Here is a 17,243-nt window from a genome sequence, read left to right as displayed (position 1 = left end):
CCGGTCAGCCCGTCGGCGGCTCCTGCGCCCGCGTGAACCCGCTGCTCCGTTCCACCTTGGCCACGTGCAGCGTGTAGCTCCGGTACCACTCGGCTCGCCCGCGCTTCTGCGCCGCGCGGTGCTCGGCGTTGGTCCGCCACTCGGTGAGGGCCTCGGCGTCACGGAAGTAGCCGACGGTGATGCCGAGCCCGCCGGGCGTCTGCGCGTGGTCCATCCCCAGGTAGCCGGGGACGTCCTTCACCAGCTCTTCCATGCGTGTGTTGGTCTCGCCGTAACCGCTCTGGTCCTGTGTCCGCACGGTCGTGAAGACGGCGACGTAGTACGGCGGTTCGAAAGGCCCGACGGGTCCCGCGGGCGCGTCCTGCGCATGACTTCCCATGACGCCACCGTAAGGCGGTACGCGACGCCCTGCGTCCTCCCTCGTGACGATCCCCGGAAGCCGACCGGCGCGGCCCTCCGCGGCCCGGACGGCGGGGCGGAACGCGCGGTACCGGGCCCCGGCGCCGTTCAGCACACGGTCCGGGGATTGAGCAGCCTGCGCAAAAAGCCCTCGGGGTCGGGGATCAGGTCCGCGACGGTCCCGAGGTCCAGTCCCGGGACCAACTGGACGGCGGGCGCGAGAGGGCCGAGCACCACCGGTGCCAGGAGCTGCCAGTGCTCCATGTGCTGGACGGAGCGCAGCAGTTCCCGCAGCGTCTCGCGCCAGTCCACGGCCGGCACCTGCGAGGGCACGGGGAAGCCGACCAGATGCCCGGTCTTGCCGCCCGCCTGCGGCATCCGGCCCAGGCCCACCAGCGCGTCCTCGTGCAGCGACGGGTCCTCGTTGAGGTGCTCGCCCCAGATCTGCGTCCGCAGGGCACGGACGGACACGCCGACCCGGTGCGGGGCGCCGCCCATCGTGCCGTCGGTGAGGTCGGTGTCGAAGACGCCGAGATGCAGTTCCGAATCCGTCGTGTGGGAACGGAAGTTGAGGTTGGCGCTGCCCGCGGCGACGTACAGGTCGTCCACGATCATCAGCTTCGCGTGGACGTAGATCTGCAGCGCGGTCGCCGCCTGCTCCAGATGGAAGCAGTGCACGTTCGCGGGCGCGGCGGAGGCGATGTGCCGGAGGGCCTCGGCCCGCAGCGCCTTGTGGGTGTCGGCCAGCCCCGGAGCGTCGAAGTCGCGCGCGGTGACCAGGACGACCTGGACGCCCCGGGCGGCGGCGTCCCGCAGGTCGTCGACGAGGGGCGAGGGCCACAGGTACTGGTCCTCGACGTAGATGTAGTGCCGCGCCCGGCGGACGGCCTTGCGGTAGGCGGCCGTGACGGTGAACTCGCCGCCCGGCAGGAACGAGTAGATCCCGTTGCAGGTGAGGGTACGCAGCACCTGCACGGCCTGCGTGCCGGACAACGGTGACGGTCCGGGCGCCTCCGAGGGAGCGATAGGCACGGGTGTGTCGTCGACCCGGCTGGGCCGGGTGGGGTCGTTCCAGCGTTGCGCCAGAGCCTGCCAGATCTGACCGACGGCGGGGCCGAACACCGCACACTGCACGTCGTGCCAACCGGGCAGCGAGATCTTCTGCCCCAGGAAGTCGGGCTCCCGTTGCCGTACGGGAGGGTCGACGTGTGCGGCGTTGTCCCAGCGGTCCAGGCAGACGTCGATCCCACCGACGAACGCGGCCGGGCCCTCGGCGGCACCCTGCACCACCGCGCACTTCTGGTGGTGGGAGCCGAACTCCGGCACCCGGGCGTCGAAGACCGCCTGCGCACCGGCGTCGACCAGCCCGGTACGGAAGTCGAAGTTGTCCTTGGACGGCAGGGTGGGAACCCTGGGCCTGCGCACCGGCAGCGTGGAGAAGTGCGAACCGTACAGGAGCGCGCGGACGACGACGCCCTGGGCGCGGAGGCCGCGAAGCCGGTCGAGGATCCCCGCGGAGCCCGCGACCGCCGGGCGCAGCATCTGCTCGGGCGAGAACCGCCAGCCGGCGAACAGCACCTGGTCCCCGCCGCGCAGGCCGTCCAGGCGCGAGGCCAGCGTGTCGTAGTACCCCTCGGCGTCGACGAAGTAGAGGACCACGTTGTCCAGGGTGAAGGCGGGGGCGCGGAAGGGACTCATGTCGCCGTCGGTCAGCAGCCAGTCCGCCGGGGCGGCGGACGGGGCGGGAGGCGGTTGTTCGGACCGCGTCCGCATCTCGTCGAGCTTCCGGACGGTCAGCGGGCCGACGTCGTCGATCACCTCGGGCGGGGGGACTGCGAGCACCTCGCGCTTGAACCGGGCGACCGCGCCGGCGGTCTCGTCCCCGTAGTCGCCGTCCGCCCCGAAGAGGGGGAGGCACTGCGGGTCCCAGTCGAGGAGGGCGACCTGCACCTTCCGCACGGCCGGGTCGGTACGGTGCCGGGTGCGTGAGATCCGGTCCTGGTCCTGAGCGACGGACTCCAGCAGGGGATCGCCGGCGAAGAGTACGGAAGTGAGCATGCCGGAACTCCTTCCCGAGGCACGGAAGCCCGGGACGGCTGCCGGGGGGGGGAACGGGCGTGCGGCGGCCGGTCACAGCGGGGCCGGCCCGGATGCCCGCCCCGACGGGTCGGCACTCATCCATCGTCGCACCTGCGCGGCCGCCCTGCCATGCGAGGCCGGAGCGCCCGACGGTCCTCGCGGTGTCTGGCCTTCTCCCTCCGAACAGAGCACATCTGACGAAACGTCAGGTATCCGCCTCTCGGGTGCGCGGGTGAGCGGACCGGGGTTGTCCGACACGGCTGCGGGCGGTGCTCCCGGCCGCGGTCGCCCGCGTGGCGGGCGGTGCGGCTTTCGATTAGGTTGGTGAATTGCAGGAATCACACGCAGCCGGAAGCCGGCGCTCGCGGGCCCCCCGCACGACGCGCCCCCGCTCCGGCCGGGTTCCAGGGCCGTACGAGTCCCCCGGGCGCCGTCGCGCCGGAGCCACCCTCTGATTCTTCAGGACACCGAAGTCGCGACCGACCTCGGAAGGAGCCTGTCATGAGTGAGCCGGGAACGGTGGCCCGCTCCGTCGAGCACCAGGGCTCGGTGCAGGCCATCGCCTTCAGCCCCGACAGCACCCGCTTCGCCAGTGGCGGCGGCGACAGCATCCTGAGGGTGCGCCCGGTCCTCATCGGCAAGGAACTGGACGTGCCCGTGGGCGGGGCCGTGACCGGCATCGCCTTCGGACCCGGCGGCGCCTTCGTCGTCGCCGACTTCGAACAGGTGTCGTTGCGGAGCGGCACGGACGGCTCGGCCACCTGGCAGGGCCCGCTGGAACCGGGGAACTCGGTCAACACCGTCAGGTTCGCGGGCGACGGACGGATCATCGCCACCACCGACGTCCTCGTCGCCGTACTGGACCCCGCCACCGGCGCCATCACCCGGCGCGTCACCGTCGACCCGCCGCTGATCGCCGACGTGGACGTGAGCGGGGACGGCGCCCGGGTCGCGCTGGCCGTCGACCACCGCCACGGCGGGAACCACCAGTCCACCGGCGACGCACGGGTCGTGGAGCTGGCCACCGGCGAGGTCCTCGGGAAGCTGACCCCGGACGACGCCGTCCACGCGGTCGCCTTCAGTCCTGCCGCGGACATGGTGCTGTGCTGCTCCGCCGACGACACCGTCCGGATGTTCCAGTCGGCCGGCGGAACCCCGGTATGGACCGATCCGGAGGAGCCCGACGAGCACACCACCGCTCCCAACTGCCTGGCCTACGACCCCGGAGGCCGCTGGACGGTGGTCGGTGGCGCCGACGGCTTCACCCGGGTACTGGACGCCGAGACCGGGCTCGAGAAGTGCCGCGTGCCGAAGCTGCAACCCGGGGCGCCCGACCCGGGTTTCGGCGCCGTCACCCACGTGGCGTTCAGCCCCAACGGCAAGCTGGCGGCCAGCGCCTCCATCGACAACGTCGTCCGGCTGTTCGGCCTCACGGGTCAGGAGATCTACGCCGCGCCCACCGACGAGGTGCTCGCCCTGGAGTTCAGCCCCGACGGGCGTTGGCTGGGCGTCGGTTGCTTCACCGGCGCCCTGGTGATCGACAACGGTGAGTCCAACTCCACGCGAGGGTGAGGCGGCATGGACCCGCATCAACTCCTGAACGACATCGCCGGTCAGCTGCGCACCCTGGTCCGGGGCGCGGTGGACGGCCTGGTCGGGCAACTGCCCGAGCTGGGCGAGGACCCCTCCGCCGCGGGCACCGTGCTGGCCGGCCGGCTGCTCGCCGTGCACGACCGGCTCCCCGCGGGCGACTCGCTGGTCGAACTCGTCCGGGAGATGCTCGGAGACCTGGCCGTCGACTCACCGGTGCCGCTGCGGTTGCACGGCTGGCGCCGGGCCCCGGGCGCCCCGCTCGGGGTGGCCCTCGTGCTGACCGATCCGTCCGGTCCGGCGGGTGGACGGGCCGTCCTCGGAGTGACGCCGGAGGGGCCGGTGTTCGACCTGGTGGTCACCCCGGGAGCCACACTGACGCTGCCCACCACGGTGCCGCAGCCCTGGAGCGCGGAGGCGAGCATCGCGGTCGGCCCAGAAGCCCCGGAGGGCTGGGACGCCGCCTTCGGCCCCGGGCTCCAGCCGGCGGCGACCCGGGGCACCGCGACGATCAAGGTGCAGCGCACCGGGAAGCTGGCCGCCGGGATGACCGACGGACCGGGAGTGGGCGTCGAAGGCATCGCCCTGACCGTGACCGCCGCACCCGACAGCGCCGCAGCCTTCGAGATCGAGCTGCGCGGGCTCACCGCGTCCATCCTGCCGGCCGCGCTGGCCGCACTCGTCGGGGGCGGCGGGACGGACCCGGCGGCCGGCGGTGCCCGACCGGTCGACGTCACCCTTCGCGCGGACCGGACGGCCGGACTGCGTTTCACCGGGACGGGCACCCTGCGCGTCCCCCTCCCCCTGCGACTGAAGGCACCGCACGTCTCCACCCGGGACGCCGCGCTGGAGCTGATCTCGGACGGCGACGGCACACGCGTCGGCCTGTCCGTGTCGGCGACCGCGGGGCTGCCGGGACTGCCCCTGCGGGTCTTCATCGACGGCGCCGGCGTCGAACTGCCCGTCGCCCTGTCCTCGGGGACCCGCCCGGGCCTCGACGGGAGCAACCCCCGCCCCCGCTTCCCGGACGCCATCGGCACGGAACTCAAGGTGCCGCCGGTGTCGGGCGGCGGCATGGTCCGCCGCAACGAGGACCACAGCTACGGCGGGCTGATCGACATGGACCTCGGCGTACTGCGCCTCCAGGCCATGGCCCTGTTCCGGCCACCCGAAGGGGACGCCCCCACGAGCTTCCTGGTCCTGCTCGCCGCCCAGTTCCCGCCCCCGGGCATCCAGCTCGGCCTGGGATTCGCGCTGGAAGCGGTCGGCGGGCTGGTCGGCATCAACCGGCGCGTCGAAGTCACCGCCCTGCAACAGCTGGTCCGCGACGGCAACGCCGACCACGTGCTGTTCCCCGACCGCGCCGTGGAACGGGCCAAGGAGATCATCGGCTCCCTCGGCTCGGCGTTCCCCGTGGCGCCCGGCAGGATCCTGGTCGGCCCGATGATCCGCCTCACCTGGGGCGCCCGGATGGTGTCGCTGTCCGGAGCGGTGATCCTCGAACTGCCCGCGCCGCCCAGGGCCATCCTGCTCGGACGCCTCCTGGTCGGGCTGCCCGATCCCGCCCTGCCCCTGGTCCGCCTCCAGGCCGGCGTGCTCGGACGCATCGAACCGGCCGTCCCCATGGTGGAACTGCTGGTGTCGCTGACCGGCTCGTGGATCGTCGGCCTCGCCGTGCGCGGCGAGCTGTACCTCCTGGTACGCGGCGGCGCGCGACCCGAGTTCGTCCTGTCCACCGGCGGTTTCCACCCGCGCTACACCCGCCCGGCCGGGGTGCCCGCGCTCGACCGGCTCCAGATCGACCTGGCCCCCGGCAACGGCTTCGGACTGCGCATGGAAGCCTACTTCGCCGTCACCTCCAACGCCGTGATGTTCGGTGGCCAGGTGCAACTGGACGCGACGATCGCGGGCTGCGGGGTGACGGGCTGGCTCGGGCTCGACGCGCTGTTCGTCTTCGACCCGGTGTTCGCCTTCGCCGTGCAGGTACGTGCCGGTGTCGCGGTGCGCGCGTTCGGGCGCCGACTGGCCGGTGTCGCTCTGGACTTCACGCTCGAAGGGCCGGCCCGCTGGCACGCCTGGGGCACCGGCAGTATCTCGGTGCTGTTCTGGGACGTCGAGCTGGACTTCGACATCCTCTGGGGACCGCCCCCGCCCGTCACGGACCGCCGCGGACGTGAACCGCTGCCGGTACTCGCCGAGGAACTGCGCCGGACGGCGGCCTGGGCGGCCGAGCGGCCGGCCGCCGAACGCACCGGCCTGGTCTTCACACCCGAGGCGACCGGGAAACTCACCGAGGGAACACTGGTGCACCCGGACGCCGCACTCCGCATCACCCAGAAAGTGGTGCCACTGGGCGTGCCGATCTCCCGGTTCGAGCGGCGACCGGTGCCGGTGCAGACCTGGACCATCGAAGAGGTGACCTTCGGCGAGCCCCGAGCCGCCGACGGCGCCCGTTCACTGCCCGAGCGCTTCGTCCCCGGCGAGTTCTTCGACCTCACCGAGGACCAGCAGCTCACCGAGCCCGCGTTCGTCAGCCACGCCGGCGGACTGCGGGCGCACACCGAGCAGAGCCGCACCGGCGAGGGGCACCGCGTCGACGACGTCTACGAGACCGCCTACGAGCCGCAACAGGAACGCGAACCCTCGCTATGGCCCGGCCTCCTCCAGCACGAAGCGACCCTGCCGGCCGGCGCCGCCGAGCGGCTGGCGAGGTGGCGCACCCCGGAGGTGACCGTCACGGTGCGACCGGCGACGCTGACCATGGTCGCCGCCGACACCCTCCAGCCGCTGATCGACGACTTCACCCCGGTCGACGCCACGAGGGACCCCTGGGAGGCCGCCCGCGCCCAGGCCGCGCGACCCCCGCGGTTCGTCGAGACCTGGGAACACCGATGAGCACCCGGGACGGCGCACCCACCCGGCCCCCCTCTCCCGTCGGGAGCGACGCATGAGCACGCGATGGTTCTTCTCCTGGGCGCGGACCGGCGCCGGCGCCTCGGCCACCGGACGGACGCTGGCCACCTCGGTGCGCTTCGGCCGTGACATCGAGGGCCGTCACGAGGGCCCGACGGTGCCCGGACCGGACCTCGCCCTGGTCGGCCCCGGAGACGTGCTCGGCTTCGACCACGGCACGGTCCTGCGGGAGGAACCGCGCCCCGGGACGCCCGACGCCCCGGAGAACGTGCTGGCCGGGGTCGAGTTGGCCCACGCCGACCTGCCCTGGCTGCTGTCCCCGGCCATGGTGCCGGGGCTCGTCCCGCCGACACCGCAGCCCTGGCTCGCCCTGATCGTGGTGGCCGACGACGAGGCGGCCCCACCGCGGCCCGCTCACCCGCTGCCCGTGCTGACGGCTCCGGTCACCGCGCTGCCGCGGCTCACCGAGCGATGGGCCTGGGCCCACGTCGAAGCGCGTCTGCCGGACACCGTCACCGAGACGGAGAGCGCGAGGCGCCTCGTCGAGCAGGGCGCGCGCGACCACACGCCGGGTGTCGTCGCCCGGCTGCTGTGCCCGCGCCGGCTCGCCCCGGACCGCGGCTGGATCGCCGCGGTGGTGCCCGCCACCGCCGCCGGACGGGACGCGGGACTGCGCGCGGCATCCGTCGGAGCGGCCACGGACGACGCCTGGCCCCTCGCCGGCACCGGCACCGTGGACCTGCCCGTCTACCACTGGTGGACCTTCCGTACCGGGGAGGCGGGCACCTTCGAGGCACTGGCACGCCGACTGGTGTTCCGCCCCGCGGCCGACGCCGGACTCGGCAGCCGCACCCTCGACGTCGGCCGCCCCTGGCCCGCCGAGCCCTCCCCGGGGCCGGCCACGGTGGCCATGGACGGGGCACTCCGGCCACCGGGCACGACGGTGCCCGAGACCTGGACCGACCCCGCGGCCCAGGAACGCTTCCGCACCCTGCTCGCGGAGCGCCTGAACGCCGCGGTCCGCCTCCGCGGGCCCGCCCCGGAACCCGCCGTCGACCCGGAGGCCGCGGAGAAGCGACGGGCCGCCGCCGTGGGACCGCCGCTCTACGGCAGCCACCACACCGGGGAGCAGACCGTGCCCACCGCACCGGACAGCTGGATGTCCGCACTCAATCTGGAGGTCCGCCGCAGAGTGGCCGCCGCACTGGGCACCCGCTACGTGCAACTGGAACAGGAGTTCCTGATGGCCAGGGCCTGGGAGCAGGCGGGTGAGATCCGGCAGGCGAACCGGCTGCTGGCCACGGGGGAACTGGCCGCCGCCGCGGCCGAGCGCGCCAAGGAGAAACACCTCGGCCCGCTGGGCCTGGCCGACCTGGTCACCCTGCTGGCGCCGGCCGGCGCACGCCTGACCGTGTCCGCCCTCCAGCCGGACGCGGACGCCACCACGCTGGCCACCATGCTCGCCTCGGCGGAGGAAGTACCGACCGGAGCGGCCAGTACCTCCTTCAGCCGGCTGACCCGCGTCAACGGAGCCCTGTCCCGCCGCGCCCACCGCGGCACGGACGGGGGAAGCGCACCAGCCGAACCGGTCCTCGTGCGGAGCCTGCGGACCATGGGCATGACCGTCGAGGAGACGCCCGGCAGCCCCGGCCTGCCGACCGAACTGCGCGACCGGCTCAGCCCCACGCACCAGCAGGTCCTGCGCATGGCCGACCGTGTCCCCGGCGACTTCTGGGCCCGGCGCACCGAGGACCCCTCCCGGCCGTTGCGGCCGATCATGACCCACCCGAGGTTCACCGTGCCGATCGCCGGGGAACTGTTCTCCCGCTGGCCCGAGTGGGCCCTCCCGGGCATCGAGTCCCTGCCACCCGACTCGGTGACCCTGGTGGAGACCAACCCCGAGTTCGTCGCCGCGCTGCTGGTCGGGCTCAACCACGAGTTCAACCGGGAACTGCTCTGGCGGGAGTTCCCCACCGACCAGCGCGGCACCCCGTTCGCCCGGTTCTGGCCCGGCGACGACGCCGACGTCGAGGAGATCGCGCTGTGGCCGCCCGACGCCCCGCTGGGCAGCCGGCTGCGCACCGGACGCGCGGGCGACCTGGCGCTGCTCGTGCGCGGCGCGCTGCTGCGCCGCTTCCCCGGCACCTCCCTGGTCGCCGTACCGGGGGCGGGCGGCAGGCTGCCGCCCGCGTTCGACGGGGCGGCGGCCACCCCGATGGCACTGGACGAGTCCACCGTGCTGTACCTGTTCGCCGGTCTGAGCGAGGAACGGGCCCGGACGGAGGACTGGTTCTTCGTGTTCCGCGAACCGATGCAGGGCACCCAGTTCGGTTTCGACACCGGACCTCAGCCCGATCCGATGGAGACCTGGGCCGACCTCACGTGGGAAGGCCTCGACGTGGAGGTCCTGGAGTGCGTCCCGCTGGTCCCGCCCCCGCCCGTCCCGTCCGCGGACGGGTCCGCCGCGTGGGCCGGTGACGCGGCCGACATGGCGCGCATCGCCTTCCAGCAGCCGTTCCAGCTGGCCTTCCGGGTCTCCAGGCTGCTGGGCGGCTGACCCCCGTCACGAGGACAGGAACCGACATGACCGACGCGTTCGCAGCCCGCGCACAGGCGGACCGGGCACGCACCGAAGCGGATACCGCCCAGGCGCTCGCCGACGAGCAGTCGGCCGTGGTGCTGCGCCTGCGGGCCCACGTCGCGGCGGGCCTCGCCGACCCCAACTTCCCCGACACCGTGCCGTCCGCCGTGCTCCTCGCCCAGGCCGAGGCCGCACTGCCGGAGCTGCAGGGCAGGGCCCGGCAACTGAACGACCTGGCCGCCGCGGCCCAGGAGGAGCTGACAGTGGCCCTCGGCGAGGGGGAGCCCCTGTTCCCCGACGACAACACCGCACCGATCGCTCTGCTTCCGGTGCGGCTGGAGACCATCTGGTGGGAGCCGCGGACCCTGCGGGTGCGGGTCTACCCGGACGACCTCCAGCTCTCCTGGTTCGAGCCCGCCCTGACCCCCGCCGAGGCCCGGGCGGGAACCGCCTACTGGCAGAACCCGGGCCCGGAAGCCTGGCAGCAGGTACTGACCGAGCTGCGTCCCGCCCGGGCGTCCTGGACGGTCCACGCCTGCCGCCCGGGCGCCCCGCCGCCCGGGACGCGCCCCGACGATCCGGCCGAGCGCCCCGGTCACGGAGTGCGGATGCCGAAGCGGTGGCGCTTCCTCGGACTGCGCGACGGCCAGGTGGTGGTGGACAGACCCGGCCGCCCGATCCCGGACCCGCTGCCCATCGGCCTGTTGCGCGGCGAGGAGGAGGGCTGGGAGACCGACTGGTTCGAAGCCCTCAAGGCCGGAATGGGCATCGAGCTGGTCTTCCCGCCCGAGAGCACGGAACACCTCGACCAACTGCTCGTCGTCGGTGTGCGTGAGGACACCCCGGCGGACGGCGCGGCCCTCCTGCGCGACCTGCTGCACGGACACCGCTTCGGCGGCGGACTCGGTCTGCTGCCCTCGGGCACCGCCACCAACAACACGCCCCGCAGTCGCTCCGGCTGGTCCTCGGCTCCCGCCTTCCCGGGCCCCGACCCCGACCCGGAGGCGGGGGAGCGGCCCGTCGCGGACGCGCTGGCCGAGGCCCTCGGCCTCCCCGACGCCGGCTTCCTCCGCTCCTGTCCCGGCGCGGCCGACACCGATCCGGCGACCGTGGCGGCCCTCACCCTGCTCACCTGGCCCACCCTCGGCAAGGGCTTCGCCGAGGCGGCGCTGACCACACTCGACCTCGGCACCAAGGAGGGGGCCGCCTTCGCTCCCGAAGGACCCTGGCGCACGGTCCGCGAACACCTCGCCCGGCAGGTCCGCAGCCGTGGGCCCCTCCCCGTGCTCCGGGTCGGCCGCCAGCCGTACGGAGTCCTGCCCGTCACCGCGCTGGACGACTGGCGCGCCGAACGCGTCGACGACGCGGGCGCGCTGCTCGCACCCTGGCTGCTGAGGCTGCGGGAGTGCTGGCGCAGCGCGCTGAACGACGAGAGCGCCGTCGACCCCGTTCCCAGGATCCGGCCGGGCGAGCCGGTGGACGGGGTCGCGGTGGAGGCGTTGCGGCGACTGCCGGTGGCGACCGGTCTGGCCATGCGCCGGATGAACGGGCCCGAGTTCGCCGTGTCCAGCACCGAGCGCGACGCGCCCCCGGCCCGCACGGGCCTGCCCGGGATACCGCCCGACGCGGCGGTGCGCTGGACCACGAGCGGCGACGGGACGACCTTCCTGGGCTGGGGCCTGGACGAGGAGACCGGCGTCCCGGCGTTCGTCGACCGGATCACCCCCGACCCGGAGGCCTTCCCGGCCCGGGCCACGGCGACCGCGGACTACCTCGGCGCCGTACGGGCCTTCCTGGCGGGCGAGCTGGACGCGCCGGCGTACGACCTCGCGTGGCCCGTGGAGCTGTCCACGGGCCGGGAGACACCACCCCGGCGCGGCACCTTCTTCGACCTCCCCGCCCCGCCGGAGGAGCCGGCAGCCGAGGGCGGACCACCGGCCGGGGAACAGCCACCGGACGGCGCGGAACCACCGGGAGAGGGCACGCCGGCCACCGGGCCGGACGAGCCGGCCACCGAACCGGACGCCACAGGACTCCTCGACGCCCTGCTCTTCCTGCCCAACTGGTCGGCCTTCCACGGCGACCTCGGCGAGAGCACGGACGATCCGCTGCGCCGGGCGCTGGCCGTGACCGGCGACGTGGACCAACTGGTGGCCGACGTGCTGGAAGGACTGAGCGACCAGGACCGCGCGGCCCGCGTCGAGGCCGCCCGGCAGGCCGCGACCGCGCTGCCCCGGTTCGAGGAGGCGCTGCGGGCCCTCGCGGCCGTGCCCGTGACCCGTCTGCCGGAGCTGCTCATGGAGGTCGTGGACGTCCACGCGCACCGCCTGGACGCCTGGATCACCTCCCTGGCGTCGGGCCGGCTCGGCGAGCTGAGGGCGGGGGGCGTCGTCGGCACCCGGCTCGGGGCGTACGGCTGGGTGGAGAATCTCGGCCCGCCGCACGCGCGGGAGCAGCAGGACATCGTCCTGGACGGAACCGACACCTCCGTCGAGGTGTCGGCCGAGGACGGCTACATCCACGCTCCCTCGCTCCAGCACGCGGCCACGGCGGCCGTCCTGCGCTCCGGCTTCCTGGGCAACCCCGACGAGCAGAGCTACGCCGTCGACCTCACCTCCCGCCGCGCCCGGGTCGCCCGCTGGCTGCTGGGCGGCGTGCGCCAGGGCCAGACCCTGGGACCGCTGCTCGGTTACCGCTTCGAACGGGCCCTGCACGACGCCGGACTGGACCACCTCGTCGAGCGGTTCCGACGGCAGTTCCCCCTCCCCGTGGTGACCGAGACCCCGGTGCCGGAAGCCGACGCCGACCTGTGGGCGCGCAGCGCCGAGGCGATCTCCGCGCGCAACGTCGTCGACGGCATGGCCCTGGCCCGGGCCGGGGCGACCGCCGGCGACCGGTCCAGCGTCATCGACGGGGAACCGGTGGTCCGGGCGGACCCGGACCGGGCGGCGGTGACACCGCTGCTGGAGGACCTCGCGGACGCGCTCGACGCGGTCGGCGACCTGGTGCTGGCCGAGAGCGTCCACCAACTCGTCGGCGGCAACCCGATCCGCGCGGGCCTGACCGCGGACACCCTCGGCCGCGGCGAGGACGTACCCGACACCTTCCGGGTGCTGCGGACCCCGCACCGGGCACGCGCACTGACACACCGCACGGCCGTGCTCCTGCCCGCCGGACCCCCCGGGGCGACCGGTTGGCCGAGCGATCCGGTGGCCGACCTGCACCCCGAGCTGGAGAGCTGGGTCGCCCACCTGCTCGGTCCGGCGGCGGGCTGGGCGCTCGGTGGCCTGCTGGGTGACGGGCAGGAGTTCGAACTCGCCGCCGACGGCCTGGGGCTGGGTGCGCTGAGCACGGTACTGGACGCGGCGGCCGTCGAACCGATCGGACTGCACCGAGCGGTGCGCGACGCCAAGGGCGTGGCGGCGGACACGCCGGTCGCCTTCTCCGGACCCGGCTGGAGCGCGCTGCACGGCACGGCGACCCGCATCAGGACGCTGCTGTCCACCGCCCAGCCACTGCTGCCCGCCCTGCTGCCCGAGGAACCGGCCGGGCGGTCGGCCGACCCGACCGCCGTCCAGACGCGACTGGCCGCCTTCGCCGACAGCCCGCGGGCGGTCGGCCACCCCGCCACCACCGAACTGCGCGCCCTGGCGGCGCGGCAGCTCACGCCGGACACGAGCGACGCCTGGCTGTCGCGCGCCAGGACGGCCTTGGCCGACGTGCTCGGGGCGGACGTGCCGCTGCTTCCCGCCCTGAGCGGGCCGACACCGCCGCCGTCGGGCCGCGCCGAGCTGCCCGGAGCCGGTATCGAGGACTGGCTCATGCGCAACGCGGCCGTCCGCCCCGCGGTACGCGCCCTGCACGAGACCCTGCTGCTGGCCGGCGCGCGGGCCGGACGAGCCGAACGACTGCGCGCGGCCCAGCATCCCACCCTGCCCGGCGACGCCTGGATCGGCGGCACCTTCCCGGCCGAGCAACGCCCGCCCGCGACGACCCACCTGGTCTGGCACGCACCGGCCGACCTCGCGCCCGACGCGACGGTCACCGGACTCGTCCTCGACGAGTGGATCGAGCTGCTGCCCGGCTCCGAACAGCCCGCGCAGACGTCCCCGCCGGCCCCGCAGACCGAACTCACCGGAGTCGCCTTCCACTACGACCGCCCGGACGCCAAGGCCCCGCACAGCATGCTCCTCGCGGTCCCCCCGGACCTCGGCCGCGGCTGGACCGCCGACGCCTTGGTCCAGGTGCTGCGCGAGACCCTCGACCTGGCCCGGCTGCGCGCCGTCGACCGCGACGACCTGCAACGACTCGACGACCTGCTCCCGGCGATCAGCATCTCCCAGCAGGGTGCGACCGGCACCGCACTGTCCCGGATCGAGACCGAGCGGCCCAACACCGACCCGCAGGGGCCGTTCCGGCTGGAGACCACGCACCGCACCGCCGACGTCGAGTCGGGTCTGGCGGCCCGGGTGCACGACCCGCTGTGGCTCCTCACCCGGCAGTGGCAGTTCGGGGAGTTCGCCGCCCAGGACGCGGGCTCCCCGGCGGTGGTACGGATGACCGGCGCCAGCGCTCCCCTCGACGCCTGGCGGCCCGCCGGAGCCGCCGACTGGGTGCGCTACGACCCACGCCTGGGCCCGCTGGACACCGCTATCGAGGACGAGCCGCCGTCCCCGGACGACCGGCGGCTGTGCGCCGAAGGAGGCGCCGCACTGCTGAGGATGTGCCACGACGCCGCCCTGCCGGCCACCGCTCTCGACGCACTCGCCCCCCACCTGCTGCGGACCGGGGAACCGGACGCGAGCCTGGTCGGCCTGCTCGCCGGACGGGTCCCCGACGCGGCGTCGGTGGCGGAGGCACTCGACAAGGGGACCTTCGCGGTCGGACCGGACCCGCGGCTCGGCGAGGTGCTCGCCGCCTGGCGCGGCTGGTGGGCCGGCCGGCAGACCGAGCACGGCCCGGACTGCTTCGACCCCCACCGCTTCGAGTACGCCGCCGAACTGTCCGTCGGCGGGACGGTGCTGCGCGCCGCGGAGTACCACGGCGACGGCCTCGACTGGTACTCCCTGGACGTGCACCCGGACCCCGACGCGGTGGGGGCGCCGCCGGGGGAGCGCCTCCCGTTCACCGAGGAGAGCCTCCCCGCGACGGTGCGCTACGGCGGGCTGCCCGCCGACCGGTTCTGGGAGATGGAGGACGCCCGCGTCGACCTGGGGGCGACGGACGTGTCCACGCTCGACACCGGACGGCTGCTGCTGATCTCGTTCGCCACGGTCTTCGGCAACGACTGGTTCCTGGTCCCGCTGGAGGTCCCCACCGCCTCCCTGACCGTGCTGGACCAGCTGCTGGTACGCGACGTCTTCGGACGCCACCACCTGGTGCGGCGCGCCGGCCGGGACGACCCGAGATGGTCCATGTTCCAGCTGAGCGGCCCGGATCCGGACCACCCCGCAACCTCGGGCCTCATGATGCTGCCCACCGAACGCGGTCAGTCGGGGCAGCCGCTGGAACGTGTGATGCTGGCCCGCGACGAACTGGCCAACCTGGCGTGGGCCGTGCAGCACCACTTCACCGACGAGCGGGGCGAACAGGTCGACCGCCGGGACCGCTGGGCGCGCGCCCGGCCGCCCGAACCGACGGTGGCCGGAGAACTGCCCGCGTACGCGGTGCAGAGCATCGTTCCCGACCACTGGTTCCCGCTCGTTCCGGAGGCGGACGCCCCCGCCCGGATCCACTTCCGGCTGACCTCGCTCACCGGCCCCGGCCGCGACGCTGCCCCCGAGGGCCGGCTCCTCACCCCCGATCTGTGGGTGCACGAGGAGGAGGTGCCGCGCGACGGGGTGCACGTCGTCCGCCGCCCGGTGCTGGCTCGCTGGTGCGACGGCTCGTGGCACAGCTGGGTCCGCAGGGAGAAGAGCCCCGGGACGGGGGAGAGCTCCAGCGGACTCGCCTTCGACACGGTGCGTCCCACCGACCCCTGGCCGTGACGGCACCCGGGGCACCGCGCACGGGCATCAGCCCGTGGCCGACGCGGCGTTCCACACCGGACTGTCGACGTAGTGGTTGTCGAAACGCTCCGAGGACGCCTTGATCTCCTCGAACCCCGCCTCGCCGCGCATGACCCGGCCCAGCAGCCGCAGGTAGTCGAAGCGCGCCATCCCCGGAGTGAAGGTGAACAGCACATCGGCCGTGCACCCCGGGGCCGCGGCGAAGGCGTGCGGGGTGTGCGGCGGCACGAGCAGGAAGTCGCCGGCGCCGAGCACGGTCACCGTCTCGCCCGTCAGGACGCGCAGGGAGCCGTCGATGACGTAGAACATCTCCGCGGCCCGGGTGTGGAAGTGCGCCGGTGCGCCCACCGCGCCCTCGGCGAAGGTCGAGCGGTAACTCGTCAACAGGCCACCCGTCGCCTCGGAGTCGGCCAGCAGCGTCATCGTGCTGCTGGGGTCGCTCGTCGTCTCCGCCTCGCCGGCTCGGGTCACAACCGGCGCGAAGTCGGTCCGCATGTCGCTCATCTGGTGTTCTCCCCTGTCGGCGGGCCCCCTCGGTGCCCTCGTACTCACCATTCTGAACGCTGAGTTGACCAGGTGAGTGGTGCAATCGACGGCCCGATCCCTGGGCCAATTCGCAGGCCGTCCGGAGACGGGCACGGATCGGCCGGGACGGCCACGGGCGGTCGCGGTACGGACCCCGGGCGCTGTGACGGCGGTCGCGGCATCCGGTAGAAATACCGGATGCTGCACTTGCGCGTGATCACCCCCGCCGACCGCACCGACGAGGTGGTCCATCTCATCGAGCGGACGGTGGGCACCACCCACCTGGTCGTGCTGCCCGGCGTCGCCCGCGATCCCGAGGGCGACGTCGTCATGTGCGACGTGGCCCGGGAGGCCGGCGACGAAGTCGTCGGCGGGCTCAGAGCGCTGGGCATCGACCGCTGCGGCGCCATCACCGCGGAGAACATCGACCTGTCGTTGTCCGAACGCGCCGACAAGGCGGAGAAGGACGCCCCGGGCGAGCCCGCCGACGCGGTGCTGTGGGAACAACTGGAGGAGGCGACGCACGAGGAGTCGACCCTCTCCATCACCTATGTCGTCTTCATCACCATTGCCACGGTGATCGCGGCCTGCGGCGTGGTGCTCGACAACGCGATCCTCATCGTGGGAGCGATGGCGGTCGGCCCGGAGTTCGGTCCGCTGGCCGGCATCTGCACCGCCGTCGTGCAGCGTGCCCCGCGCCTGGCACTGCGCTCACTGATCGCCCTGCTGGTGGGCTTCGCGGTGGCGATGGCGGTCACGGTGGGCTTCAGCTGGATCATGGCCGGGTTCGGCCTGTTCACCGAGGGCATGCTGGAGGGCGAGCGGCCCAACACCGGCTTCGTCTACGCCCCCGACGCCTTCTCCTTCGTGGTGGCGATCCTCGCCGGGATCGCCGGCACGCTGTCGCTGACCTCGGCGAAGTCCGGCGCCCTGGTGGGCGTGGCGATCTCCGTCACCACGGTCCCGGCCGCCGCCAACGCGGCCGTCGCCCTGAGCTTCGGTGACACCGACCAGATGGTGGGCTCCAGCGAACAGCTGCTGCTGAACCTCTTCGGCATCGTCGTGGCGGGCACCCTGACCCTGGTCACCCAGAAGGCCCTGTGGGCGACCCGGCGCAGCCGCTTCAGGAAACCGGAGAACTCCTGACC

General features: G+C 74.0%; 8 protein-coding genes. 5 read left to right on the top strand and 3 right to left on the bottom strand.

Going from position 1 to position 17,243, the window contains the following annotated elements; all coding sequences use genetic code 11:
* Nucleotides 1-4: 4 nt before the first annotated feature.
* Together AC07FV_RS16550 and AC07FV_RS16545 are read right to left on the bottom strand one after the other, a co-directional pair.
* The gene (locus AC07FV_RS16550; protein ID WP_479087882.1) at nt 5-379 is read right to left on the bottom strand and encodes an antibiotic biosynthesis monooxygenase family protein; all 375 of its coding nucleotides are present in this window, start codon (nt 377-379) and stop codon (nt 5-7) included.
* A 128-nt stretch (nt 380-507) separates the two neighbouring features.
* Entirely contained in the window at nt 508-2,457 is a 1,950-nt protein-coding gene (locus AC07FV_RS16545; protein WP_479087880.1) for a phospholipase D-like domain-containing protein, read from the bottom strand.
* A gap of 522 nt (nt 2,458-2,979) precedes the next feature.
* Between AC07FV_RS16545 and AC07FV_RS16540 the strand changes: the two genes are divergently transcribed.
* From AC07FV_RS16540 to AC07FV_RS16525, 4 genes are read left to right on the top strand one after another with little or no spacing between them, the layout of a single operon-like run.
* On the top strand, nt 2,980-4,050 hold the full coding sequence (locus tag AC07FV_RS16540) for a WD40 repeat domain-containing protein (protein WP_479087878.1): 1,071 nt from the start codon (nt 2,980-2,982) through the stop codon (nt 4,048-4,050).
* A 6-nt stretch (nt 4,051-4,056) separates the two neighbouring features.
* Complete coding sequence (locus tag AC07FV_RS16535) at nt 4,057-6,963, top strand: DUF6603 domain-containing protein (protein ID WP_479087876.1); 2,907 nt, start codon at nt 4,057-4,059, stop codon at nt 6,961-6,963.
* A 52-nt stretch (nt 6,964-7,015) separates the two neighbouring features.
* The gene (locus tag AC07FV_RS16530; protein WP_479087874.1) at nt 7,016-9,538 is read left to right on the top strand and encodes a hypothetical protein; all 2,523 of its coding nucleotides are present in this window, start codon (nt 7,016-7,018) and stop codon (nt 9,536-9,538) included.
* Nucleotides 9,539-9,564: 26 nt separating this feature from the next.
* On the top strand, nt 9,565-15,549 hold the full coding sequence (locus AC07FV_RS16525; RefSeq protein WP_479087872.1) for a hypothetical protein: 5,985 nt from the start codon (nt 9,565-9,567) through the stop codon (nt 15,547-15,549).
* Nucleotides 15,550-15,576: 27 nt separating this feature from the next.
* Here AC07FV_RS16525 and AC07FV_RS16520 read toward each other — a convergent pair whose 3' ends face one another.
* Nucleotides 15,577-16,074, bottom strand: coding sequence for a cupin domain-containing protein (locus tag AC07FV_RS16520; protein WP_479087870.1), 498 nt, complete (start codon nt 16,072-16,074; stop codon nt 15,577-15,579).
* Nucleotides 16,075-16,293: 219 nt separating this feature from the next.
* On the opposite strand from AC07FV_RS16520, the gene AC07FV_RS16515 reads away from it, so the two are divergent.
* Nucleotides 16,294-17,241, top strand: a complete 948-nt coding sequence (locus AC07FV_RS16515; RefSeq protein WP_479087868.1) for a DUF389 domain-containing protein — start codon at nt 16,294-16,296, stop codon at nt 17,239-17,241.
* Nucleotides 17,242-17,243 lie beyond the last annotated feature (2 nt).

Source organism: Streptomyces sp. NPDC045956 (genome assembly GCF_056430705.1).
The sequence above is the reverse complement of the archived record's forward strand: the minus strand, read 5'-3'. Positions and strand labels throughout refer to the sequence as shown.

Coding starts and splice junctions, on each gene's coding strand:
- AC07FV_RS16550 (WP_479087882.1), bottom strand. CDS start 379: ATGGGAAGTCATGCGCAGGACGCGCCCGCGGGACCCGTCGGGCCTTTC.
- AC07FV_RS16545 (WP_479087880.1), bottom strand. CDS start 2,457: ATGCTCACTTCCGTACTCTTCGCCGGCGATCCCCTGCTGGAGTCCGTC.
- AC07FV_RS16540 (WP_479087878.1), top strand. CDS start 2,980: ATGAGTGAGCCGGGAACGGTGGCCCGCTCCGTCGAGCACCAGGGCTCG.
- AC07FV_RS16535 (WP_479087876.1), top strand. CDS start 4,057: ATGGACCCGCATCAACTCCTGAACGACATCGCCGGTCAGCTGCGCACC.
- AC07FV_RS16530 (WP_479087874.1), top strand. CDS start 7,016: ATGAGCACGCGATGGTTCTTCTCCTGGGCGCGGACCGGCGCCGGCGCC.
- AC07FV_RS16525 (WP_479087872.1), top strand. CDS start 9,565: ATGACCGACGCGTTCGCAGCCCGCGCACAGGCGGACCGGGCACGCACC.
- AC07FV_RS16520 (WP_479087870.1), bottom strand. CDS start 16,074: ATGAGCGACATGCGGACCGACTTCGCGCCGGTTGTGACCCGAGCCGGC.
- AC07FV_RS16515 (WP_479087868.1), top strand. CDS start 16,294: ATGCTGCACTTGCGCGTGATCACCCCCGCCGACCGCACCGACGAGGTG.